This window comes from Paenibacillus sp. GCM10027630 (assembly GCF_042676305.1).
Lineage (GTDB): Bacteria > Bacillota > Bacilli > Paenibacillales > NBRC-103111 > Paenibacillus_S.
Genome location: NZ_JBHTGY010000098.1, coordinates 264,369 through 288,081 on the forward strand (window position 1 = coordinate 264,369; position 23,713 = coordinate 288,081).

21 protein-coding genes are annotated in these 23,713 nt (G+C 45.1%); 6 read left to right on the forward strand and 15 right to left on the reverse strand.

What is annotated here, in order from left to right; all coding sequences use genetic code 11:
• Nucleotides 1-62 precede the first annotated feature (62 nt).
• The 3 genes from ACFQ0C_RS38770 to ACFQ0C_RS38780 form a co-directional block, all read right to left on the reverse strand.
• Complete coding sequence (locus ACFQ0C_RS38770) at nucleotides 63-1,586, reverse strand: MFS transporter (RefSeq protein WP_379375256.1); 1,524 nt, start codon at nucleotides 1,584-1,586, stop codon at nucleotides 63-65.
• 290 nt (nucleotides 1,587-1,876) lie between these two features.
• Nucleotides 1,877-2,518: an NAD(P)H-dependent oxidoreductase gene (locus ACFQ0C_RS38775; RefSeq protein ID WP_379375258.1), complete on the reverse strand. Its 642-nt coding sequence runs from the start codon at nucleotides 2,516-2,518 to the stop codon at nucleotides 1,877-1,879.
• A gap of 102 nt (nucleotides 2,519-2,620) precedes the next feature.
• Nucleotides 2,621-3,091: a carboxymuconolactone decarboxylase family protein gene (locus tag ACFQ0C_RS38780; RefSeq protein WP_379375260.1), complete on the reverse strand. Its 471-nt coding sequence runs from the start codon at nucleotides 3,089-3,091 to the stop codon at nucleotides 2,621-2,623.
• Nucleotides 3,092-3,288: 197 nt separating this feature from the next.
• Between ACFQ0C_RS38780 and ACFQ0C_RS38785 the strand changes: the two genes are divergently transcribed.
• The gene (locus ACFQ0C_RS38785; RefSeq protein ID WP_379375262.1) at nucleotides 3,289-4,155 is read left to right on the forward strand and encodes a sigma-70 family RNA polymerase sigma factor; all 867 of its coding nucleotides are present in this window, start codon (nucleotides 3,289-3,291) and stop codon (nucleotides 4,153-4,155) included.
• A 110-nt stretch (nucleotides 4,156-4,265) separates the two neighbouring features.
• Here the strand turns inward: ACFQ0C_RS38785 and ACFQ0C_RS38790 are convergent, their stop codons facing one another.
• On the reverse strand, nucleotides 4,266-4,703 hold the full coding sequence (locus tag ACFQ0C_RS38790) for an Lrp/AsnC family transcriptional regulator (RefSeq protein WP_379375264.1): 438 nt from the start codon (nucleotides 4,701-4,703) through the stop codon (nucleotides 4,266-4,268).
• A gap of 152 nt (nucleotides 4,704-4,855) precedes the next feature.
• Here ACFQ0C_RS38790 and ACFQ0C_RS38795 point away from each other — a divergent pair, with 152 nt between their 5' ends.
• Together ACFQ0C_RS38795 and ACFQ0C_RS38800 are read left to right on the forward strand one after the other, a co-directional pair.
• Complete coding sequence (locus ACFQ0C_RS38795) at nucleotides 4,856-5,857, forward strand: oxidoreductase (protein WP_379375266.1); 1,002 nt, start codon at nucleotides 4,856-4,858, stop codon at nucleotides 5,855-5,857.
• A 193-nt stretch (nucleotides 5,858-6,050) separates the two neighbouring features.
• The gene (locus tag ACFQ0C_RS38800; RefSeq protein ID WP_379375268.1) at nucleotides 6,051-6,620 is read left to right on the forward strand and encodes a 5' nucleotidase, NT5C type; all 570 of its coding nucleotides are present in this window, start codon (nucleotides 6,051-6,053) and stop codon (nucleotides 6,618-6,620) included.
• Between the two features lie 256 nt (nucleotides 6,621-6,876).
• Here the strand turns inward: ACFQ0C_RS38800 and ACFQ0C_RS38805 are convergent, their stop codons facing one another.
• Nucleotides 6,877-7,587 (reverse strand): YebC/PmpR family DNA-binding transcriptional regulator, encoded by a 711-nt coding sequence (locus tag ACFQ0C_RS38805; protein ID WP_258213158.1) that lies wholly within the window; start codon nucleotides 7,585-7,587, stop codon nucleotides 6,877-6,879.
• Between the two features lie 291 nt (nucleotides 7,588-7,878).
• Here ACFQ0C_RS38805 and ACFQ0C_RS38810 point away from each other — a divergent pair, with 291 nt between their 5' ends.
• Nucleotides 7,879-9,042, forward strand: coding sequence for a stalk domain-containing protein (locus ACFQ0C_RS38810; protein ID WP_379375269.1), 1,164 nt, complete (start codon nucleotides 7,879-7,881; stop codon nucleotides 9,040-9,042).
• A 141-nt stretch (nucleotides 9,043-9,183) separates the two neighbouring features.
• On the opposite strand, the gene ACFQ0C_RS38815 is transcribed toward ACFQ0C_RS38810, so the two are convergent.
• The 4 genes from ACFQ0C_RS38815 to ACFQ0C_RS38830 all read right to left on the reverse strand — a co-directional run bounded on the left by ACFQ0C_RS38815 (nucleotide 9,184) and on the right by ACFQ0C_RS38830 (nucleotide 12,837).
• Nucleotides 9,184-9,552, reverse strand: a complete 369-nt coding sequence (locus ACFQ0C_RS38815) for a DUF4180 domain-containing protein (RefSeq protein WP_379375270.1) — start codon at nucleotides 9,550-9,552, stop codon at nucleotides 9,184-9,186.
• A gap of 473 nt (nucleotides 9,553-10,025) precedes the next feature.
• A complete protein-coding gene (locus ACFQ0C_RS38820; RefSeq protein WP_379375272.1) occupies nucleotides 10,026-10,526 on the reverse strand; it encodes a DUF1572 family protein in 501 nt (166 codons plus the stop codon).
• 56 nt (nucleotides 10,527-10,582) lie between these two features.
• Nucleotides 10,583-11,050 carry a GyrI-like domain-containing protein gene (locus ACFQ0C_RS38825; RefSeq protein ID WP_379375274.1) on the reverse strand — a complete coding sequence of 156 codons (468 nt, stop codon included), beginning with the start codon at nucleotides 11,048-11,050 and terminating at the stop codon, nucleotides 10,583-10,585.
• A gap of 896 nt (nucleotides 11,051-11,946) precedes the next feature.
• Nucleotides 11,947-12,837 (reverse strand): DMT family transporter, encoded by an 891-nt coding sequence (locus ACFQ0C_RS38830; RefSeq protein WP_379375276.1) that lies wholly within the window; start codon nucleotides 12,835-12,837, stop codon nucleotides 11,947-11,949.
• Between the two features lie 58 nt (nucleotides 12,838-12,895).
• Between ACFQ0C_RS38830 and ACFQ0C_RS38835 the strand changes: the two genes are divergently transcribed.
• Nucleotides 12,896-13,837, forward strand: a complete 942-nt coding sequence (locus tag ACFQ0C_RS38835) for an SDR family NAD(P)-dependent oxidoreductase (RefSeq protein WP_379375278.1) — start codon at nucleotides 12,896-12,898, stop codon at nucleotides 13,835-13,837.
• A gap of 172 nt (nucleotides 13,838-14,009) precedes the next feature.
• Here the strand turns inward: ACFQ0C_RS38835 and ACFQ0C_RS38840 are convergent, their stop codons facing one another.
• From ACFQ0C_RS38840 to ACFQ0C_RS38850, 3 genes are all read right to left on the reverse strand, one after another.
• Nucleotides 14,010-15,200, reverse strand: coding sequence for an MFS transporter (locus ACFQ0C_RS38840; protein WP_379375280.1), 1,191 nt, complete (start codon nucleotides 15,198-15,200; stop codon nucleotides 14,010-14,012).
• Entirely contained in the window at nucleotides 15,197-16,171 is a 975-nt protein-coding gene (locus ACFQ0C_RS38845; protein WP_379375282.1) for an aldo/keto reductase, read from the reverse strand. The genes ACFQ0C_RS38840 and ACFQ0C_RS38845 overlap by 4 nt, the downstream gene beginning before the upstream one ends.
• Nucleotides 16,172-16,247: 76 nt before the next feature.
• Complete coding sequence (locus ACFQ0C_RS38850; RefSeq protein WP_379375284.1) at nucleotides 16,248-17,663, reverse strand: MATE family efflux transporter; 1,416 nt, start codon at nucleotides 17,661-17,663, stop codon at nucleotides 16,248-16,250.
• A gap of 269 nt (nucleotides 17,664-17,932) precedes the next feature.
• Here ACFQ0C_RS38850 and ACFQ0C_RS38855 point away from each other — a divergent pair, with 269 nt between their 5' ends.
• Nucleotides 17,933-19,489, forward strand: a complete 1,557-nt coding sequence (locus tag ACFQ0C_RS38855) for an ABC-F family ATP-binding cassette domain-containing protein (protein WP_258213169.1) — start codon at nucleotides 17,933-17,935, stop codon at nucleotides 19,487-19,489.
• 535 nt (nucleotides 19,490-20,024) lie between these two features.
• On the opposite strand, the gene ACFQ0C_RS38860 is transcribed toward ACFQ0C_RS38855, so the two are convergent.
• The 3 genes from ACFQ0C_RS38860 to ACFQ0C_RS38870 form a co-directional block, all read right to left on the reverse strand.
• The gene (locus tag ACFQ0C_RS38860; protein ID WP_379375286.1) at nucleotides 20,025-20,681 is read right to left on the reverse strand and encodes an SGNH/GDSL hydrolase family protein; all 657 of its coding nucleotides are present in this window, start codon (nucleotides 20,679-20,681) and stop codon (nucleotides 20,025-20,027) included.
• Nucleotides 20,668-22,080, reverse strand: coding sequence for an FAD-dependent oxidoreductase (locus ACFQ0C_RS38865; protein WP_379375288.1), 1,413 nt, complete (start codon nucleotides 22,078-22,080; stop codon nucleotides 20,668-20,670). The genes ACFQ0C_RS38860 and ACFQ0C_RS38865 overlap by 14 nt, the downstream gene beginning before the upstream one ends.
• A gap of 88 nt (nucleotides 22,081-22,168) precedes the next feature.
• Nucleotides 22,169-23,713 (reverse strand): extracellular solute-binding protein, encoded by a 1,545-nt coding sequence (locus ACFQ0C_RS38870; RefSeq protein ID WP_379375290.1) that lies wholly within the window; start codon nucleotides 23,711-23,713, stop codon nucleotides 22,169-22,171.

Below are 23,713 nucleotides of genomic sequence, written 5' to 3' on the forward strand. Positions count from 1 at the left end.
GTGCGCGTGAAGAAGCCCCGCTGCAATCAGCGGGGCTTTTGGGGCTAGCCTATACAATTCTGCTAATGAGAAGCCGAATATTGTTCCAGCTCGGCAGCCGGATCTAATTTCTCTTTGCTCATGGCGAATGCAGCAAGAAGAGCAAGAACAGACGGGATGATCGCCCAGGCAAAGGTATGAACGATAGACGAGGAAAGTGCCTCTGTAATCTTATCAAGAACCTGAGCAGGAATTTGGCCACGAGTTTCAGGAGTCAAAATTTTCCGCGGATCGCTTAGATCGACACCTTGCGGCATTTGGCCGCCTCCGCCGAACACGGCAGCCAATTTATTTGTAAAGGTATGGCTTTGAATTATACCAAATACCGTAATACCCAGCGTCATACCCAATGACCGTAAGAAGTTAAGCGTCGAGCTGGCAGAACCGCGCTGCCTTGCTGCGAACCCATGGATCGCCGCATTGCTTAATACGGAGAACGAAGCGCCTATTCCAAGACCAATCAGAATCATAAAGATCGTAACCATAAAGCGCGAGGAACTGGTCGTTAATGTTGTAAGGAGCGCAATTCCGACAACAAGCAGCGCTAAGGTTGGAATCATGATCGAGCGATATTTAAACTTGGTAAGTAAGGAGCCGCCTCCCGCGGCGGTAACGACGGAGCCGACCATCATCGGAAGCAAAACAAGCCCTGAATTCGTGGCCGAGCCGCCAAGAACACCTTGGATAAATATTGGAATGTAGATAGAAGCAGTTATAAAAGCCGCGCCGCTGAACATAGCCATCACATTACTTGTTGCATAGAGACGGTTCTTGAACATACCGAAGGTAATGATTGGCTCTTCTGCACGGCGCTCGATGAAAATAAAACCAATGACAAGCACTGCAAAAGCTGCGAACAAACCAATAATCATGCTGGAACCCCAAGCGTATTGCTTGCCGCCTAGCTCAAGAGCAAACATCAGGCAAACAATTGAAGCTACAAGCGTAAATGCGCCGAGGTAGTCAATTTTTTGCTTCGAATGCTCCACAGACTCTTTGTAAAAGAATGCAATCATTATGAATGCGATAAGACCTAACGGCAGGTTAATATAGAAAATCCATGGCCAATTGATGTAATCCGTAATATAGGCTCCAAGAAGCGGTCCAAAAATACTGGAAAGACCAAATACGGCTCCGAATAAACCGCCAAGCTTACCGCGTTTATCTGCAGGAACGACATCGAACATGATAGTGAAAGCTATAGGCACTAGAGCGCCGCCGCCAATACCTTGAATTGCACGATAAATACTCAGCTGGATGATAGAATCTGCAGTACCGCATAAAGCTGACCCGACCATGAATACAATGATTCCGAAAATAAAGAAACGTTTGCGGCCATACATATCTGATAATTTACCGAAAATCGGCATACCTGCCATCTCAGCTACCAGATAAGCAGAGGTCACCCACATCAATTTGTCAAAGCCGCCTAGCTCGCCGACAATCGTACCGATTGCTGTTGCTACAATGGTGTTATCCATCGATGCCATAAGAATGGCCAGCAGCAGACCTGCAATAATAACGCCCATGCTATTGCCCTTTACCATCGACTCTTGTTCCCTCCACTTTTATTGCCATTTCAATTATAATTCCACACAAGTCCTGCTGTCATTCCTGATCAGCTTGATTAATTCAATAAACTAAAGCCAAAACAAGCACAGTCAATGGAAGAACATATTCATCATCTCAGCTCCACTGCATGAACCATTAAAAAAGGACAATACCCAGAGGGAACAATCTCCAGAGTACCGTCCTTATTCATATTAAATCTGTAGTTCCAGCTTACATCCTTATTCCACTGCTGTTACTTGTTGACCGCCGTCATGTGCAAAAGTCGTTAGAAGCTCCAGGCAATCTCGCGCGCCTGTTGGATCGCTTTTTCTTTAATCATTGGTGCTTGGTCAGGAGCCACGGCCATACCTTCTACAAAAATGCCTTCAAAGCTTGGAACCCCAAGGAACTCCATGATGATATCCAGGTGGCGATGACCCATTTCAAAGTCGCCGGCAGCTGAACTAGGAGACAGAACGCTTCCGCTCGCCTGAATGTGAACTGCTTTTTTATCGCTCAGTAGACCAACCCGCCCTTTACCCTGAATATATTGAAAGGTTTTGCCCGCAACGCAGATGGAGTCGATGTATGCTTTCATAACAGGTGGATATGAATAATTCCATACGGGATTTACAAATACATATTTATCAGCAGCAACAAATTGATCTACTAGTTCAGTTAGACGGCTTACTTTCGATTTTTCTGCATAGGTCAATTTTTCAAAAGCAGTGCCTGCTCCGAGTTTCCCCCAACCGCTAAAAACGTCGGCATCAAGCTGCGGAATATCTATTTTATATAGATCCAGATGAACGACTTCGTCATTCGGATTTGCGGAGCGGTAAGCCTGTACAAATTCTTCGCCTACAGCCATACTATATGAAGTTTCATGGTCATTTGGATTTGTTGTGATATATAAAACAGTTGCCATTATATAATTACCACCTTCAATTTTTTATAGAAAACAAAAAGATAAAGACAGCCAATGGTGGACGACCTTTTTCGTCCATAACGACCGCACTGGCAGGCGCATTTAGCCGTAAGAAACGCTGACCATCTGCCTTGTAGAGACGTTCAGGCGATTCCAGAGGTTGGCCGTGGCGATACCGGTGATGAGAGTAGCCAGCGCCTGCTCATCGTAATGCCGGGCAGCCTCGTTATAGATCTCGTCTTGCACCGGGTCTGTTCTGTCGCTGAGCCGGGTAACCGCCTCGCTGAGCGCCAGAACAGCACGTTCGGCGTCGGTAAAGTGTGGTGTTTCACGCCATGCCGATACGGCCAGAAGCCTCTCTGCCTTTTCACCTGCCGCTAAAGCATTGCGTGAATGAAGCTCAACGCAGACGCTGTCTCCATTGATTTGGCTTGCCCGAAGATAGGCAAGGAAAAGCGTCCGCTTTGGAACGCCGGTTGTCTCTGCGGAAGCAAACAGGGATTTGCCCAGTGATTGCAGGGCTTGGATGGCTTCGGGTACGATCATAGCGGGGCTGTTCATTCTTGATTGCATAGGAAACACTCCTTCTCTTTCTGATTGGAGCCGATTATTCGGCCCTTCTCTACAATGACGAATCAAGCATCGGGAGTGTGACAGGTTTGTATGAGACACGGAAATTCAATGAATATTTGGCAATCTTGTCACATCGGCTGGATTTGGTTCGTCAATATTTATAGAGGCTAATTTTATATTAAGAAGGGATTAGAATAATGAGCGATTATGAAGGGTTGGCCCAGCAATTCGAAACGCACCGAAATCATTTGCAGGCGGTGGCTTATCGAATGCTAGGATCATTGAGTGAAGCGGAGGATGCTGTACAGGAGTCTTGGCTGCGGCTTAGCCGTTCGGATACGAGCAGTGTCGAGAACCTAGTAGGATGGCTGACTACAGTTGTCTCGCGGGTGTGCCTCGATATGCTACGATCACGGAAATCAAGGCGAGAGGAATCGATAGAAACGCTCTTCACCGATACATTTGCGAGCCATGAGGACAAAGGCAATCCCGAGTATGAAGCGCTGCTTGCTGATTCTGTCGGTCTCGCGCTGCTTGTTGTGCTTGGCAATCTGAATCCGACTGAACGTATCACGTTCGTACTGCACGATATATTTGCCATGCCCTTCACCGAGATTGCTGCTATTGTCGGTAAATCCGAGACCGCAACCAGGCAGCTTGCAAGCCGTGCACGCCGACGGGTTCAGGGGGTACGAACGGCCCCCGAAGCCGACCTTGCTAGTCACCGCAAGCTCATTAACGCTTTCCTTGCTGCGGCTCACGCCGGCGACTTCGATACGCTTGTAGCAGCGCTCGATCCTGAGGTTGTGCTTCGGGATGATCGACAGTCAGCTGCCTCAAGGGTAACTAGAGGCGCAATATCTCTCGCCAAGCAAGTTTCAGGCCGTGTACAAGCTTCGCAACCAGCCCTCGTAAATGGATCGGTAGGAGTTATCGTCGCTCCTCGCGGGAAACTGCTCTACATCCTTAAATATACAATAAAGAACGATAAAATTACCGAGATTGACTTGATCTCTGACCCCGAAAGGATACGCCAGCTCGATCTGGCGATATTGGGAGATTGATTGATCCGGCAACGCAAAAAAACTGCCATTAGAGCCATTTGGCAGGTTTTTTGCGTTGTCATTACCATTAATCCTTCGCAAGTTGAATCCTTTAAGTTTTAAGTGACTTTTTAATCGACATTATCAGCGACCATCCGCTTATTCTCAATCGCCGCAGAAAGCACGATAAGCGTAGAAGAGAAACCGTGCGGGCTGCACGAATCGAGAAAAGTGGCTAACGATTCCATCGATGCGGTAATTATTTTCATCATGAAGTTATACTCTCCACTAATTCGATACAACTCTATGACATCCGGGGATTGCATGCAGAATCCCTGGAAATCCAAACAATTGCTCGTCTTGAACAGCACGAATGCTGTAACGTCTTTGCCGAGCTTTTTGGGTGAGAGAATCGCTTTGTAGCCCTCGATGATCCCTTGTTCCTCAAGCTTGCGCATTCGTTCGGTAACGGCCGGCTGTGTCATCGCGATCGTCCGCCCGATTTCGGCAACTGGCATTCGCGCGTTCTCATGCAGCAGCGTTAGTATTTGACTGTCGATTTTGTCCATTACGAGTGATCTCCTTTATTTTATACGCTATACTCGTTCTTTTAACTTTAATATGAAGATAATAACATCTTTATAACTTGTTTTATGTATGTAAATTATATATCCAACCTTATAAAATGTCATTAAAAGAGATTTGAAGGAGAAGAAAACAAATGATAATGGCAAAATCACTTACTCTCGACACCCCTCTTACCATTGGCAGTATGGAGCTTCGCAACCGGTTAATTATGGCGCCTATGCAGCAGTACAAAGGCTCGCCGGAAGGTTATGCGACAGAGCATCATATTCAGCATTATTCGAGAAGGGCTAACTTGATTGGATTAATTATAGTGGAATCGACGGCAGTGTCCGATAACGGCAGACTGTGGCCGAACGACATTGGCATTTATTCGGATCGACATACCGATGCTTTGAAAAGAGTAACCGATCCCGTTCATAACCAAAATACACCGATATTCGTTCAATTGTCCCATGGAGGAAGAAAATCAGCACCGGAAGTGACTAAGCGGCTCATTGCGCCAAGTGCGATTCCCTATGACGACTCTTACGGAAACCCTTCTGAATTGTCGGTCTCCGAAATCGAGACACTCATTGACGATTACCGAATCGCTGCCAGACGCAGCATTGCGGCGGGCTTCGATGGGATTGAGGTGCATGCGGCACACGGGTTTTTGATTCATCAATTTTTGTCGCCGCTCTCCAATCTCCGCAATGACGCATACGGTGGAACACCTCGCGGTAGGACCAAATTTTTGCAAGACACGCTTGCTGCAATCCGTTCCGAAACCGGCCGCAATTATCCAATAATTGTGCGAGTCTCCTCGACCGATTATATCAACGGCGGTCTAAATCCGCAGGAGCTGGCGCTGATGCTCAAACCACTCGAAGCAGACGGACTGCTAGACGCGATTGACGTATCATCCGGCGGTCTGCTTCCCATCCAACCGACGGATGTTCATCCAGGCTATCAACTGCCTGACGCAGCCGCCATTAAGCAGCATCTTAACGTACCCGTCATCGCTGTCGGCAAAATCTATACCCGCAGCTTTGCCGACCGGATCATTGGGGATGGGCTGGCAGATGCCGTCGCTATCGGACGACCGCTGCTTGAAGACCCCGATTTCGCGCAGAAAATGATAGGCCCAAGGGACTGAGGCTTCCCTTCCTGCCAGAGACAAAAAAGAGGCGCTGCATCATGCGGCGCCGCCATCAAGTAGCTAAAACCCGCCACATGGGCGGTTTCTTTTTTTAGATAAGATTAATAACACATATATAAAAGCAGAACCCAACATATGGTACAATAGGGTTACTAAAAATTTAGTAATTCTAGTTAGGAGCTGCTAACCTTTGCATATTGGAATAGATTTGGACAACACCATTCTTGATGCCACTTCAGCTCATTTACATTACTATAATATAGCGTCCGGCTTGTCTTTTACACCTGATGATGTTAATGATTTTTATATATATCGTTTATATGGGTGGGACGAGGCAGAACGTAATGTCATTTATAACAAATACGGACATGATATTCATTGGAACTCATCACCTTTACCAATGGCCGTAGAAATATTACAGCAATTATTTAATCAGCATCAAATATCAATCATTACGGCTCGACCTTTACTTTTTCGTGAGGTTACTATTAAATGGCTTCAACATCATAAGATTAATTATCACAATATTACGCTTATAGAAAATAAACTCCAAGAATGTATGAACTCCAAAATAGATGTGTTGATTGATGATGGCCCTCACTATGCTGAAGAGTTTGCCCTAGTAAATAAGCCGGTTATTTTATACGAGCAGCCCTATAATTTGGCCGTAACCAACGACTTCGTACTTCGCGCTTCAAACTGGATTGAGGTAAAAGAGCATATCGATCACTTAGCATCGAAGCTAACCTTGAATGAATAGTGAATTTTTCGGGAGAAACTGCTGAATAACCGTTGAATGTGCTCGTTTAAAATTAGGGTAGTAGCCTATAAAAAATCCCCACAAAGTGGGGAATTGCTTCGAAGTTGATTCAGATACTTTGCAGGGAGCCCGTAACATATAAATGCTATATAGACAAATAAGGGTAAGCTTCGCTCACCCCTGATCTAATAATATTAAATGTTACCTAAAAAAAACCGCGCCATGCGCGGAAATAAACTGCTTATTCTGCTATAACTTATTCCACATTATGATATACCTGCTGCACATCCTCTAAATCATCCAAAGCATCAATCAACTTATCGAATTGGGCTTGTCCTTCTTCCGGCAAGGCAATGCTATTTTGAGCTAACATGGTCAGTTCAGCAATGGAAAACTCCGTAATGCCAGCCTTTTTAAATGATTCTTGAACAGCATGGAACTGTTCCGGGTCAGCGTATACCATAACCATCTCATCTTCTTCAACAAGGTCACGAATGTCTACATCCGCTTCCAACAAAATCTCCATGATGTCATCGATGCTCTTGCCTTCAATACCGATGACTGCTGTGGCATCGAACATGTAAGCGACTGAACCGTTTACACCCATATTCCCGCCATTTTTATTGAATGCTGCACGTACGCTTGAAGCTGTGCGATTCACGTTATTCGTTAGTGTGTCTACAATGACCATCGCACCGTTTGGTCCAAAGCCTTCATAACGAAGCTCCTCATAAATTTCATCTGAGCTCCCTTTTGCTTTATCGATAGCGCGATCAATAATCGCTTTTGGCACATTATAGGTTTTTGCCCGTTCGAGAACAACCTTCAAAGCACGATTTGCTTCTGGATCCGGTTCACCCTTCCGTGCCGCTACATAAATTTCAAGTCCAAACTTAGCATAAATTCGACTTGTATTTGCATCTTTAGATGCTTTCTTTTCTTTAATGTTATTCCACTTACGGCCCACGATTGATCCCACTTTCTATTTTGATTTCACTACACATAATAACCGATTTTCATTATAAATGGAAAAAAAATAATATTGCTTCGTTATTTACAGGATCAAAATATCATACTTTTGTCCTTTCGACTACTGCCATTTGTTCAAGACAACAGTACGCTTGTTATCGATTTTTCCATGATCATAAAACAATTTTAGACACGGGACATAAATTATTGATCCTTCTACGAATATTCTGATAGGCCAAATTATTAGGGAATGCTGCTGCACAGAAAAAAAATGGAGAGTGAATATACAATGGGCAAATGGAAATCAGGAACAGTCGGATTCATTTGTGGCGCCTTATTTTTCTCGAGTCTTACATACGCGGCCGATGCGGTCGGTATTGACGTTTATTTTCGCAACATAAAGTACTATTTCAACGGAGAGAACAAGCAGCCACCGCAGGATCTGCAAGGATTCATTTACAAAAATACGACCTATGTATCGCTTCGATTTCTATCGGAATCTTTGGGTAAGCCAGTAAGCTGGGATGATGCTACAAGCTCCATTTATGTCGGGGACAAACCGGTACAAAATCCGACTCCTTCGGCGGAAAATAAAAAATCATCACCTGGAACGGCGGCATTGCAAGTATTTCCTAAGGATAATCCATGGAATACGGATATCTCGAAATATCCTATTCACCAGAAATCCAAGCAGTATATCGCCTCTATTGGCACCAATACCAGCATTCATGCTGATTTTGGCACCACGTGGCAAGGAGCCCCCATAGGGATTCCTTACTCAATCGTAGGCAGCGATCAACCAAAAGTAAATGTTACCTTCACGGACTACGGAGACGAGAGCGATCCGGGACCCTACCCAATACCGGCAAATGCGCCTATAGAGGGCGGACCGAATAGTGATGGCGACCGTCATGTTATCGTTGTCGATAAAGACAATCAAATGCTGTATGAATTGTATAACGCACACTCCACACCCGATGGTTGGAAAGCTTCGAACGGGGCCAAATGGGATTTGAATTCAAACGCGCTGAGGCCTAAATATTGGACATCCGCTGACGCAGCGGGCTTGCCAATATTCCCCGGACTCGTCCGGTATGAGGAAGCGTTATCAGGAGAAATCAACCATGCGCTGCGTTTCACTGTTCGAAAAACACAACGCGGATTCATCGCTCCTGCCACCCACTATGCCTCGAACAGTACAGATCCCAATCTTCCACCAATGGGACTACGGCTCAGGCTGCGTGACGATTTCGACATATCCAGTTACTCCTCCACAAATCAGGCGATCCTTCGCGCGATGAAGAAATACGGTATGATAGTCGCTGACAACGGCAGTGATCTCTATGTAAGCGGAGCGCCTGATCCCAAATGGGACGACGATGACTTGCATAAACTGAGCAAGCTCAAAGGCAGCGATTTCGAAGTCGTTGATACTGGTGCAATTGAAAAATAAAAGTGGAGCTCATTCAAGACTTGCATCGCTAAAATCCTTGTTAAGCCGCATGAAGTGGACATGCGGTTTTTGTAGATTTTTTACACTTCCACTTATGATCCACACTTGTACCTAATGTTACGGATTCCCTTGATCATGTGTTTATGTGGTCCTGTGCAGAGCGTCTAGTGCATCCTGTCTATCCTTTAAGAAAAATATTTGATTGCCGTTATTACACTCATAGATAAAATCCTTCAAGCTTTTGCTATTATACTCATCAAAATCTCCTACAATAGCGATCTTAACGTTGTAGTTCACAAATTTTTGCAAGATCTCACCTGCAAGTTTCGTTCTTAGCTCGAAGAATTCTGCCGTTACGTTCGATTTTTCAATCATTATTTTATCGCAATCCTGATTGTACCTAACGGAAGCCATCAAATCCAACGCTCCTTGAACATCGCTTATTATGATGTCAGAGCTTTCTACAATGGCGACCTTTGAATTACCTTGTTGATCGATAGTTATATTCATTATTAATTCACCTTTCACTTATAAGCTGCTTGGATCTATCGAATGTAACAGTGACCAATCTATCCACTCTACCTCATTTTACCACTTTTTGTGATAAGGTTCACCTTACACACAATATCGGCTAAGCTGGAAATATCCGGATGGCCCCTTCTTTACTCTTTCCAGCCCAAATACTTTTTAAGCCTGCTTCAAGTTCAACGTTTAATTCCGAAGTTAAGTAAGGCAATGGTAGTCGTCCATCGAACATATACATAAGCCTGCTAATATACAGGAATTATTGGTTCAAAATGGATGAGAAGAGCATTTTCCTGCGATTGTGCAGGCTTTGTACCCGCAGATGGATCCATTGAGGAGTAGAAGATGAGATTCCTGCATTTAAGCAGGAATTTTGCGAAAGAGGTCGTTCATGTAACAAAAACCTGTAAAATTGCAGGTATTCAATCAAATTCCATTTCGACTTCATTGTTTCATGCTTACCAATTCAGCTGACCTTTCCTCATTTTAGCTATGTATGTGATTTGGCCCGTATGATAGGGCAGATGATTCATCATCTGCATCATTACATCAAGTACAGTGGATTGATTATTTAAAGCACTATATTCAAGCGGTGCCATATTTATGTAAGGTTGACTAAGCAGTATTTCCGGTTTCGACTTCATATCTTCCAACACATGTATAATAATATCAAAAGATCTAATGATCAGTCCTAACGCTTCTTCTTTAGACATAACAAGTCCAATTTTGAACTCTTCATCTCTGTTCCTAGTATCAGGAATATTAAAAAATATAATTTCAACTCGTTGATGTACGGTACCCCATATATGTGCCACTAAATTGGCTATACTATTGCTTTCTGCAGTAGGTCTCCAAACTATATCTTCTTCTGACAATTGTTCGATCAGTATAGGCATCCACTTCCTTTCCCCTCTAAATTTCCATAAAAAACTTTCGATTAGTGAGGTCAATGGGTCCATTTGGAACACACACCTTTCAAAGTTAGTGATCCTGCCTGTTACTGGTTCAAATTGTATTATTTCGCTGGTATATAAATATCAATTTGACCGTCATCACTTTCTAATGTATGAATATCGTTCCAATATTCTATATCAATCGGTCTTTCTCCAAACGTTTTATTAATAAAATCATAAGTTGCACCAATCTGTGATTCTGCACCTGTATGTATAATTTTCACAAAACGCCCCGAAGGTACAATATAAGTTATCATGCCATTAGGAATCTCACCATAGGAGGTCACTTCGAAGGCAATCACATGTTGAAATGGAATATCGGGAGTCCATTGACCTTCATGAGGGTAAATTTGAATTAAATAAATGCCGGATCCGTTCCTATTTTCAATTCCATCCATTTGTTTCACCAAATTTTCTCGTAACGTTCCAATAATCTTTGATTCTAAAACATTGTTTAAGCTTTCAATTATTGTAAACCCAACCAACTTGATCTCTTCTCTTTCCATCGTAACGACTTGATGAGTTTTCATTATAAAATGCCTCCTTTTCAAATGGAAAATATACCCACATTAATTTTAGCGAATATACGTTCGCTTGTAAAGGTTGCAACACATAATATCCAATCCCGTAAACAGAAAGGCCCTAATTTCCACCTTTCCTTTTCTCTCGAAGAATTAAGAAAAGAAAATGGATCAAAGGGCCCTTTTTTTATGTCTTCTAAAAGCAAGTAAATGAACTAATTTCTCTTAAACTGATTCCAAAAATCACCCAAAACCTGCCGGTCCACCTAAAACCTGAAACCGAAAAGTTTCCGACAAAAGTCGGAAAAAACCAAAAGCGGTTTCCATTAGTTAGCCAAACAAAAGTATTTCGAAACAAGCAGCGCGAAATAGCTCGGGGGTCAACAGCAAAAGCAGATATGGTCGGTTCAAAAGATGGCGGCGGGAATGCCGGTCCATGTCCATGTGGCGGCACATGATGGGGTCCGTGTTGCGGTCCATGTCCATGCGGTGGTCCATGTGGAGGTCCGTGTTGCTGACCATGCGATGGTCCAGGCGGAGGTCCGGGTGGTGGCATAAACGACATTAGATTTCACTCCTTTTCTAAAGTGGGCTAATATAATGTATGTAGGTATGAATTTTTGGATTGGACAGATGCCTATTTCCAGCAATTTATAAAATACTTGAGGTGAGGTTGTCTTTCGTAGCAATAAGAGGCCTAGTCTTAAATAATAATTTTACACTCATCAAAAAAGAGCAGTGAGAGCCTCGGACATGAGCTGAGTCCAGACTGACACTGCTTTTTTCGACTGGCGTTCTGCGCCAGCATCAATCATTATTTATACAACAAAGCTGCCCATTCATTCGAAATCAGCAGCCTCGATCGTGATTATTAAGCTGTTGCTTCCCATTACTTCCATAAGGGATTAATGATCCCCCTGTTTACTCAGGTTTTGCTTGATTATTTTATCGCTTTTAGAATAAGACCTGTTAACTAGAAAAATACCAATGCAAACCAATATGGCTCCTACAGCTATTTCTTTGTGTAACGGTTCATCCAGAAATAAATACCCGAATAAAACGCCAAAAAACGGAGCAAGAAACAGGAATGCACTAGTTTTAGTGGAGTCGCCTATAGAAAGCAAATAAAACCATAAAGCAAACTGAGCAATGGAACCAAACAACACCAAGTAGACTAACGAAGAAACGGAAATAAAATTAACGGTTAACCTTATGTTTTCCATAAAAAAGCTTGCCATCGTTAATATTAATCCGCCAAATAACATTTGATACGCAGTCAAAACCCAAACGCTGCAAGCGAGATTAAATTTTTTAATAAGCAAAGTCGCAATGGCCCAACATAATCCCCCTATTAAACCAATAATGGTTCCGTTACTCCACTGTAAAAGACCTAAAATTATCATCCCAATACAACCCAAAACCACTCCAAGCCACTGAACAGGTTTATATTTTATCCCTATAAATATAGTGCTGAGAATAACAACAAATAACGGATTCATAAAGGTTAGAATAGAAGATTCACCAGCTGTGATCGTACGAAGGCTGACAAATATGCAGCCCATAACCCCAACAGTTTGAAACAACCCGATTACAATAATTTTTATCCAGTCAGCTAAAAGATGAGGGTGCGTATATTTTCTTACAAAAACAGCCATTAAAGCTCCAGCCATAAAAAATCTAAGCCCTGCCAAAAGAAGCGGTGAGATGTAAGATACACCTATTTTGCCCACCACAAATGATGAACCCATTAAAGCAGTAGTAACAATTAGCAAAAATGCGAAGTAAAAACGGTTCACAGACTAACCTCCGAGCTCGTGATACAAATCTACCTTATCATACCATATTAGGGTTGAATTGAAATTCCCCAGTATACTTGGATTTAAGGGAAGCGGTTGGCCTTCAAGCTTGAGACCGTTAGCAACCTTATCCAAAACAGCAATCGAGAAGAAACCAATATTTAGGATGCGTGCTATGATAGTGGAAAAGGAGGAAATGACTATGCTACTTAACAATAAGAACGCGATAATTTACGGCGGAGGTGGAGTGATTGGCGGCGCTATTGCCCGTGCTTTCGCTCGCGAAGGGGCACATGTTTTCCTAGCCGGCCGCACGCTTGATAAACTCGATGCGGTGGCGAGAGATATTACCGCAGCTGGAGGAGCAGCCCATATCGCTCAAGTCGATGCTCTTGATGAGCGGTCGGTCCAGAATCATGCCGATGACGTGGCGATGAAGGCAGGCAGTATCGACATCGTATTGAATGCCATCGGGGTTTTTCACGTTCAGGGCACACCAATCGCGGAACTGACCCTCGAGGACTATATGTCCCCGATCACGACCTATACACGGACCAATTTCATTACCTCTAAGGCCGTGTCCCGGCACATGGTGAACAAAGGATCAGGTGTCATTCTTACTCTGTCAACACCCGTGTCGCGAATGGCCGGACCAGGATTCATGGGACACAGCGTTGCTTGCGCTGGTGTCGAATCATTCTCCCGCCATCTGGCAGGCGAGCTCGCACCCAATGGCATCCGCGTTATCTGCCTCAGACCCCATATGATTCCTGAGGCCACTGAAGTTAGCTCTCATAGCCGCGATATCTTCCAGATCAACGCCGAGCTCGCCGGCATCACATTGGATCAGATGCTGGCAGGGGCCGCAAGCAGCACACTGTTAAAGCGGCTCCCGACGCTTGCCGAAGTAGCCAACACAGCGGTTTTCATGGCTTCGGATCAAGCTGGTGCTATGACGGGCACGGTGGCTAATCTCACCTGCGGCTTTCTTGTCGATTAAGTGACCGGAACAGCTGGTTGACTTAGCGGAAAATAGCTTCAGAGCCCTCTCAATTGGACTCATCGCCTCAAACCGTACCTATATGCAAGCCAGATAAACAAAGAAGGCTGTCCAACCATTCCTGTTGGCAGCCTTCTTCTTGCAATTATTAAACATCGCATTCCACTTACCACTAAGAAGAAACCCCTATCTGGGTCTGCTTCACCTGTGTCTGTAAATGCTTTTTTACAAACAAGGCAAAATAAATCATAGCCATCACACAAACAACTGCACAAACAGCGAACCCAGAGCCCATACCAAACCAGCTTGCATAAGCTCCACCTGCCAATCCACCAAAAATCCGGCTTCCTCCCAGCAGCATGATGGAATTCATCATTTGCCCGCTCGCCTTCAATTCCTTCTGAACATACCGATTCACATATTCTGCAAGGCATAAGTAAAATAATATGAACGTTCCTCCATGCAACACCCATGACAATATGACGGTAAATTTGGTAACAGCGACCGCATACAGCAGCCATCTAAGAATGTGAATCAAGCCTGAAAACATCAATATTTTATAAATGCCAAACCTTCTGTACAGCCGATCAAAGAAGATCATAAAAGGAAACTGGCTGATGGAACCGATCATAATTCCAATACCGATCAAGCTGGTGGTGATTCCCTGCTCTTGACTATAGACGGCATGGAAGGTGAAGAAGAAGCCCATCGTAGACTCAATCGTGAACGTATAAATATAAATGAATAATAGCGGCTTGTTTTTAAAAAGCTCCTTCAGCTTGACCTTCGCCTTGCGTTGATGGCCTTCTACTTTTGGAATGCCGCACGCAAATAAAAAAGCGATAAACATCATAATGGAAAATACGGGAAACATATAATCGATGTTCTTGTCCAATATCCACCCTGCAACCGCCGACATAGCGGCATAGCCGACAGAGCCTGCTGTCCTGACCCTTGAGAAATTAAATCTCGATTTGTTAGCCAGCTCCAATGCAATCGTATCGCTAAGCGGATTGACAACACATTGAACCACAGAAAACAAAGTGGTGGACAGCAGCAGCAGCCAAAGATGGTTACCTGATAACGGAACCAGCCATATCGTAGCAGCAGTCAGCAATAGACTTAGCAATAAAATACCGTTCTTCGATTTGGCCCGATCAGCCGCTAGCCCCCACAAGGGCTGTATGAATAAAGCAATAATCGAACCCACTGAGGTAAGCAAGCCTATCGTAAAAAGATCCAAATTAATTTTGTTATAATACAAGCTAATATAAGAAGAGAATGCGCCTAATGCCATAAACATAAGCGCATAATAAAAGGATACATATACGTAAGTGGCTTTTGCTGATTTTTCAGTGCTCATCGTTGTTTCGATACACGGTCCACTTCGGCTAATTCTTCGGCCGTCAACGTTTCTCCGATATGCAATAACGCATCTTCAATTTGCTCGGGACGGGATGCTCCCAGTATGGCGGAGCTAATATTGTTATTGCTAAGCACCCAGGCCAATGCGAATTGGGCCAATGTCCATCCCCTCTGATCAGCCATAGGCTTGATCGCCTCTACAATGGCAAGATTGCGGTCTACTCCGAGCAACGATTGCAGCCTTCTCTCTCCGGCAGCACCACGTGATCCTACCGGCGGAGCTTCACCTTGCCGGTATTTGCCGGTTAACAGCCCTCTTCCCAACGGACTGTATACAATAACCCCTACTCCTTCGGATTCAACGAACGGGAGCAGCTCATCCTCGATGCCTCTGGAAATGATGCTGTATTCCGGCTGCACGCTTTCAAACCGGTGAAGATTATTCAAAGCGCTAACCCCGTGCGACTTGGCAATCTGCCATGCTGCAAAGTTGGAGCAGCCGATATAGCGGACTTTACCTGACTTCACCAGGTCGTCGAGTGCACGAAGTGTTTCGTCCAACGGAGTCTGAGAGTCGAACCGGTGCACTTGATACAAATCGATATGATCGGTTTGCAGCCTTTTCAAGCTCGCCTCCACGGCACGGTATATATGGTATCGGCTTTGACCCGAATCGTTGGGACCTAGTCCAACTTTGCCGTGTACTTTAGTAGCGAGAATAATTTGATCACGTCGACCCTGCATAATTTTCCCCAGAATCTCTTCGGATTCTCCAGATTCAAGCGGATTATCACGATCCATTCCTTTGCCGTAGACGTCTGCTGTATCATACAATGTGATCCCAGCGTCCAACGCTGCATCGAACACATTTCGAGACTGCGTCTCATCAATCCACCGGCCAAAAGCCATCGTTCCCAAGCTAACCTCCGATACTTTCAATCCGGTTCTTCCCAAACTTCTGTGTTTCATACATTTCCCCAACCCTTCTATTTATAATTAAGTAAAAATAATTGCTGTTTCCAATGTTCTTATCATAGGCGACAAGCTATACACGGGTGGTTTTCCAAATTCCCTTCTTAAACCGTCCATATATGAGCACCGAGCGCACAAATTGATCTGCAGCAGCTGCTATCCAAATGCCGGCGGTACCCCATTTCAACCCAAATACAAACAAGAGACTCAAAGCAACTCTGAAGCCCCATACCCCGATTAAAGTCGAGTACAGCGGGTACCGGGTATCCCCTGCTCCTCTCAAGGCTCCGCCCAAAATAAACTGGGTTGCCTGAGACACTTGAATAAAGCCCATAATTCTTATCCCAACAGCTCCCTGTTCGATTACAGCTTGGTCTGGCGTGTACAGCATCATAATATAAGGGGCGAAGCAGATAAACACTACACCCATAGCCCCTGCTACAACCATCCCAATTTTGCGTACCTGCCATCCATACTTTTCGGCTAAATCCGGATTGTTGGCCCCGAGTGCCTGACCGACCAAAGTAGAGGCCGCTATGGAAAAAGCCATTCCCGGCATAAAGGTCAGCCCAAACACATTAAACGCTATTTGCGTTGCTGCCAACGCTACGGTTCCAAGGCTTGCGGCAACTTTTACAAACACAAGCATTCCAAGCCGCATCACGATTTGTTCAATTGCCGTGGGCAGCCCAATTTTGAGAATACGCCCAATCATCACACGGTCTATTTGAAATAAGCCGCGCGCTGTTAAACGAATGGTATATTTGCCGCTGAACATAACAGCAATAACCCAAACCATGGAAACCAGCTGCGATACGATCGTTGCAACCGCTGCGCCGGTAACGCCCATCTCCGGCAAACCCCAGACCCCGTAAATCAAAGGGAATCCGATAATAACAATAAGCACATTCGATAACACGTTGATTTTCATTGGTGTACGAGTATCGCCGGCTCCGCGTAATATTGCAGTTAACGCCATCGAAATCGTATTAAAGCCGACGGACAAGAAAATAATTTCTGCATAACGCAGCCCGTGCGCCACCACGTCCTCCCCTGCTCCCATCATCCGGAGCAAGTCCGCTGCAAAGAAGTATCCAAGCGCAACGACCAGCACAGAAAGTACAATATTTAGTGCAAAAGCCTGACTCGCAGCCCGGTTAGCTTCCATAATCTTTCCTGAACCGACTGATCTTGCTACAATAACCGTAGTGCCTACATTTAAGGTCATGAAAATAGCTAACAACAGAAAATACGGCTGACTCGTTAATCCTACCGTCGCCACTGCTTCTGGACCTACCCTCCCTACCAAAATCATGCTAAGCATCTGCATAAAATTAATCAGCAGCATCTCCACCAACGATGGGCCTGCCAGCTTCAAAATAATTTTACGAATAGCTTTACGATCGTTTGGATCGGCTAAGGCCGCCTCAGGAGCATCCATCTGTTCATCTGCTTCGGAAGGTTGTTCATCTTTTGTTCGCGCTTTCATGCAGTCACCTTCGTTTCCATTCTTTAGGCGTATTTTCCACCAGCAGCTTCCAATTTTAACAGCTTTCCTAATCATAGCCGATTTCTCACAATTTAATAAGGACTGAATTCGGCTTCAATAAGTAACCTTTAGTATAGTAGCTTTATTTATTGACAAAACTTTTGTATAGTCTCCCATATTGAGTTGACCGCCCCTTAACGCTTATAATAAGAAAAGCTTCTATTCGAAGCCCTAAATGAGAAAAAAGTTTAAAAGAAAAGGTGTCATTCATGAGCATATTAAATGTAGAAAAACTTAGCCACGGATTTGGAGATCGCGCTATCTTCAAAGATGTATCCTTCCGTCTGCTCAAAGGTGAGCATATCGGACTCATCGGTGCTAACGGTGAAGGTAAATCCACCTTCATGAACATTATTACAGGCAAGCTCCAGCCGGATGAAGGAAAAGTAGAATGGTCCAAACGCATGCGCGTAGGTTACCTCGATCAACATGCGGTGCTCAACAAGGGCATGACAATCCGCGATGTTCTGAAGGGGGCCTTCCAGTATCTGTTCGACATGGAACAAGAGATGAACGACATGTACGTTAAGATGGGCGATGTATCTCCGGAGGAGCTCGATCGACTGCTTGAGGATGTCGGTACGATTCAGGATACTTTGACGAATCAAGACTTTTACATGATCGATGCCAAGATCGAAGAAACTGCCCGCGGACTGGGACTTACCGATATAGGACTGGATAAAGATGTTAATGATCTTAGCGGCGGACAGCGGACCAAAGTATTATTGGCTAAGCTTCTGCTCGAAAAGCCTGACATTTTGCTTCTCGATGAGCCGACGAACTATCTCGATGAGCAGCATATCGAATGGTTGAGACGTTATCTGCAAGAGTACGAGAATGCATTTATATTAATCTCTCATGACATTCCGTTCCTTAACAGCGTTATTAACCTGATCTACCATATGGAAAATCAAGAGCTGAACCGATACGTTGGCGATTACGATTATTTCCAGCAGGTCCATGAAATGAAAAAGCAGCAGTTGGAATCAGCCTACAAGCGCCAACAGCAGGAAATTGCAGATTTGAAAGACTTCGTAGCCCGGAATAAAGCTAGTGTCGCGACTCGGAATATGGCGATGTCGAGACAAAAGAAGCTGGACAAGATGGATGTCATAGAGCTCGCCAAAGAAAAACCGAAGCCGCAGTTCAACTTCAAGGATGCCAGAACGTCCGGCAAGCTGATTTTTGAAGCTAAAAATCTTGTCATCGGCTACGAGGAACCCCTATCAAGAGCGTTGGACCTTCGTATGGAGCGCGGTCAGAAGATCGCCCTGGTAGGTGCCAACGGTATCGGTAAAACAACGCTGCTGCGTAGTATCTTAGGCGAGATCCAAGCGCTGTCGGGCTCCGTTCAGCTTGGGGAGCACCTGAGTATCGGCTACTTCGAGCAGGAAATGAAGGAAGCCAACTACAATACTTGTATTGAGGAAGTATGGAAGGAATTCCCTTCTTACTCACAGTTCGAAGTGCGTGCGGCACTGGCCAAATGCGGGCTAACAACGAAGCATATCGAGAGCAAAATTACTGTTCTTAGCGGCGGTGAGAAGGCTAAGGTGCGCCTCTGCAAGCTCATAAACCGTGAAACAAACCTGCTCGTGCTCGATGAGCCGACCAACCACTTGGATGTGGATGCAAAGGACGAGCTGAAGCGCGCCCTCAAAGCGTATAAAGGCAGCATTCTGCTGATCTCTCACGAACCTGAATTTTATCGCGATGTCGTTACAGATACTTGGAATTGTGAATCCTGGACGACAAAAATGTTTTAATCCCTGTATGTTAAGGTGCTGTCTCACAAGCATAGAACGAGCCAGTCGCCAAATTAAACAAGCTTCCATAACCACTGTCAAAGTGGAAATTGGAAGCTTGTTTTTCTGTGAATTCGGCGCTTTATCGAAATGGAACCTTCGTGAAATTGGGTTGGCACCGGATTAAGCTAAGAATGACCTTAGCGGAACTAAAATTTCCGTTATTCAATCGGCCTCGTCAAATACGAGACGATTACAGAAGCCGCTGTTCCGTTATTAGGAAGAATTCGGGCAGCTTACGCCAAAATTTAAAAGTTAACGGAAGAAGTGCTTCCTTTATTTCTCTGTTTTTATGATTTTTTGGGCAATAACGGAACGGTTACTTCCGCTGTTAACCTAAGTAATGCCAAGTACGATCGGTTTCGTTCGTTGCCACCACTATTTTCTCGACCCACGGTTGCAGCAATTGTGATCATAGCTATGTGATTATTTCATAACAAGCACAACAAAATGCCAGGATTAATCCCTCACATCACATAATGCTGCTAACAATGCTTTACAGCCGCGCGAGAAAAGCAACAGCCAAATCGGCTATTCGCAGGTGCCCGTTCTCGTTCGGATGAAGCCCATCGGATGTATAATAATGCATCGTTAGCTTATTAAAACCGCTAATTGCATACAAATCCAGCAATGGCAAAGAATAGTTAAGCCCGATCATCTGGATGGCTTGAACATAATCAAAGAGTCGGTAGCCTGCTTCGTTCGTGCTGAATATATCGTAACCGTCCTTATCTCTAGGCAATGGAGTCCAAAGATTTAACCGGCAGCCCGGATTATTAGTTAAAATATGTTCAACTAGCGTTCGGTAAGCCCCAATAAAAGTCAGGATATCATAGCTGCCTGGTTCTCCTAACGGTTTATTCAAGCGAAAATCGTTCACTCCGGCAAAAATGGTCACACAATCGAGCGTTTGATCGATATTCCGACCAACATTCACGGTTGCCCCATAATCTCTGTCTCCGCCAGCCGTCATGGTGCAGCCGCTTTTGCCGTAATTCATCACTCGGCTCAATCCTAGCCTGCTGCATACAAGCGGCTGATAGCCGTTGGCCTCTGTTAGGCTATCGCCTAGCGTCCCCCAGCTCCTACCTCTCCATCTATTTGCTTCGGGAATGAACGGATCCGTTGCGGACTCCTTGTCAATTTTCTTCATCAAAAATAACTTGAGCTGTCTCGTTCATCCCAGCCGTCACAGCTTCCAATGACGCTTCCGTACGATCACCGAGCCAAGCTCCCTGCTCCATTAATGTATTTTGCAGCGTCGGAATATCGATCCCGCGAAACCCGGTATTAGATTTCGCCGCCATGGCAGCAGCAGTGCCTGCGGCCTGCCCCATCGCGAAGCAGTTCGGCATGACTCGCAGAGAGCCTTGTACTGGACGATCCGAGGAAACCGAACGACCGGCTACAATCAGGTTCTCCTTGCCCTGCGGCAGCATGCAGCGATAAGGAACGCCATGCGATTGCCCTTTGGGCAAATGTTTGATTGCCATAGTGCTCTGCGCGTTCGCAAGATGAATATCAATGAAGTAGGAATTCCGGGCAATATCGTCCTCAAAGGTGCGCATTTGGAGGAAATCCTCTACCACCAAGGTGTAATCACCAACTATTCGGCGTGTTTCACGAATTCCAATTTGATCACCTGAATGAACCAGATGCGCGTTCTCGAAGCCTGGCACATATTTGTGCAAAAAGCGGAGCTGCGTCTCTATCAATTTCCTGCCTTCGATAGCAGCATAAGTTAAATCCTCTGCTTTCGTACCGTCAATACCAAATACATGGCCGAAATTAAAGCCAGCCACTGACTTCGAAAGCCAGGCCGTACCGGAAATCCGCTTGCGTCCCTCCGGCAAATCGCCATTTTGCTGTGCTTGCGTGACGGTATCCGGCAATTGGCCGCCTTGACCGGTTTTTTGGATAAATTTGTCAAATTTATCTTTGTCCAAACCGGATAAGATAAAGCACATCGTCCCCGGCTGCAGCTCCCCTTCCTCACCGCCGATGTGAAAGGGTACCCCAGCCAATGCTGCCAAATCCGCATCACCCGTAGCATCGATGTACAGCTTCGCTTGGACAACCGAACGGCCGCTTTTATTGCTGATCACTATTCCTTGAATCTGTTCGCCTTCCGTAAGCACTTGATCAACAAAAGTATGGAACAGCATCCTGGCTCCGCTTTGAGTCACTTCATGGTCATAAATGCGCTTCAATACTTCCACATCAATGGGAACCCAGTCCAGCCTGTCTTTATGCATGCTCATATAGATATCGCCGGAGGCTTGTTTCATCTTCTCCATCAGATCCAATCCGATACCTCGTATTACCGGCTTCTCTCCATCGGTATAAGGACAGAATGCGGGAACGAGCGCTGCAGTCCCCATACCGCCCATGTAACCTCGCTGCTCAATTAGCAGCGTATCCGCGCCATTCCTTGCAGCTGCAATAGCCGCAGCAATGCCTGTAGCTCCTCCGCCGATCACAACGACATCCGGTGTATAAGATACCGGAAGCTCCTGCTGTGGGATGGTAACCGTAATCAACTTGATAGTCATTTGATTTCCTCCTCAAATTTACGCTGAAAATGGGAAGCAAACAGAAAACAACCGCCTATAAGATAAGCTGCTTTCTGTTCGCCGCATGTTATTTTTTCAAAGTAGTATACCAATCATTAACTTCTTTATAGCTCGAATCGCTGCCGGCTGCTTTATACTTTTGTTGGAAAGCTTCCAAGCCCGATACAGACTCTGCGCCAAAAATCAATTTGACTGTATAATCGTTAATCATCGTGTTGAGCTGTTGGAAATTTTTTGAATACTCAGGCATGAATGGCGCCATCCCCAACGGGTCGATAATGCGTACTTCCGCAGGCTGCTTCACATTCAGAAATTCCCAGGCTTCAAACAAACGCGGATCCTTACGCACACGAGCCTGCCAGTAGATCGGATAATTTTTCTCGTCAACGCCCATCAAATAATTGTTCGCCTGATTCCGCTCATCAGTGAATATCGGCAGAATAGGGTTATAGGCTCCGTCTTTGAACGTATAATGCTTGCCTTCTTCACCTATTGCCATCGTTTTGAAAGTATCCTTCTCCAGCTTGGCATTCATCCATTTAATGGTATCCTCAATGTGTTTGGAGGATTTAGGAATAAAGGTGATTCGGTCAAAGCCTGATGATGCAGAGAAGCCCATTTTGCCGCTTGGACCCTTCAAAGCTGGAGCAAACACCATTTTGGCGTCAGGTTGATTTTTTTTCAGTGCATCCGCAATGGTTGGCACATCGGACCAGTTAAGTGGAATAACACCTGCACGGCCACTTGTGAATTTTTCTTTCATCGTAGCATCTTTATTGACGCCAAACTCTTTATCCAGCAGCCCTTGCTTGAACAGCTCGCTCATGTAACCCACATATTCTTTAAAGGCCGGGTCCAATGTACGCGGAGTCAGCTTGCCATCAACCGGATTCCAAAAGTTCGGCATCCCGAACGCACCGACCACATTTTGCAGGAACGGATCGTCTCCCCTGAGTGTTAAAGCCACATTTTTATCTCCGTTACCGCCCGGGTCCTTCTCTTTGAATGCCTTCAGGACAGCCGTCAGCTCCTCCAATGTAGTCGGCATTTTCAGGCCTAGCTTATCCAGCCAGTCTTGACGAATCATCAGGCCGGTGCTGGAAAAATTAATGGACTTGGTGGGAATGGCATAAATTTTCCCGTCCACTTTGGCAGCATCGAATGTTTCCTGGGACACGGATGCTTTAATGTTCGGACCAAACTTATCGATCAGAGGCGTTAAATCAACTAAAGCCCCTTTTTTGGCATAATCTGAATAAAGCGCTTTAAAATCACTGCCGCCAGCGGTCGTAATAGCATCATACGGTTCTGCAGACGCAATCAACAAATTAAGCTTGTCTTGAGGCTTATCCTGAGGAAGCATTTCGTACTGTACTTTATAGCCGGTTTTATCCTCCAGCACTTTGGCTACGGGATACGTGTTGTAATCGTCCTTTTGCCAAATTTGCAGTGATTTCAACGTTGGTTTCACTTCATTTTTGGCAGCGGGTGCAGGTGTGGATCCAGATGCTGCGGGAGCCGTCGCTTGAGAATCTCCCCCTTTGGATGAGCAAGCAGCAGAAGTCAGTGTCATTGCAGCCAATGTAATGAGGAGCCATTTCTTTTTATTCAT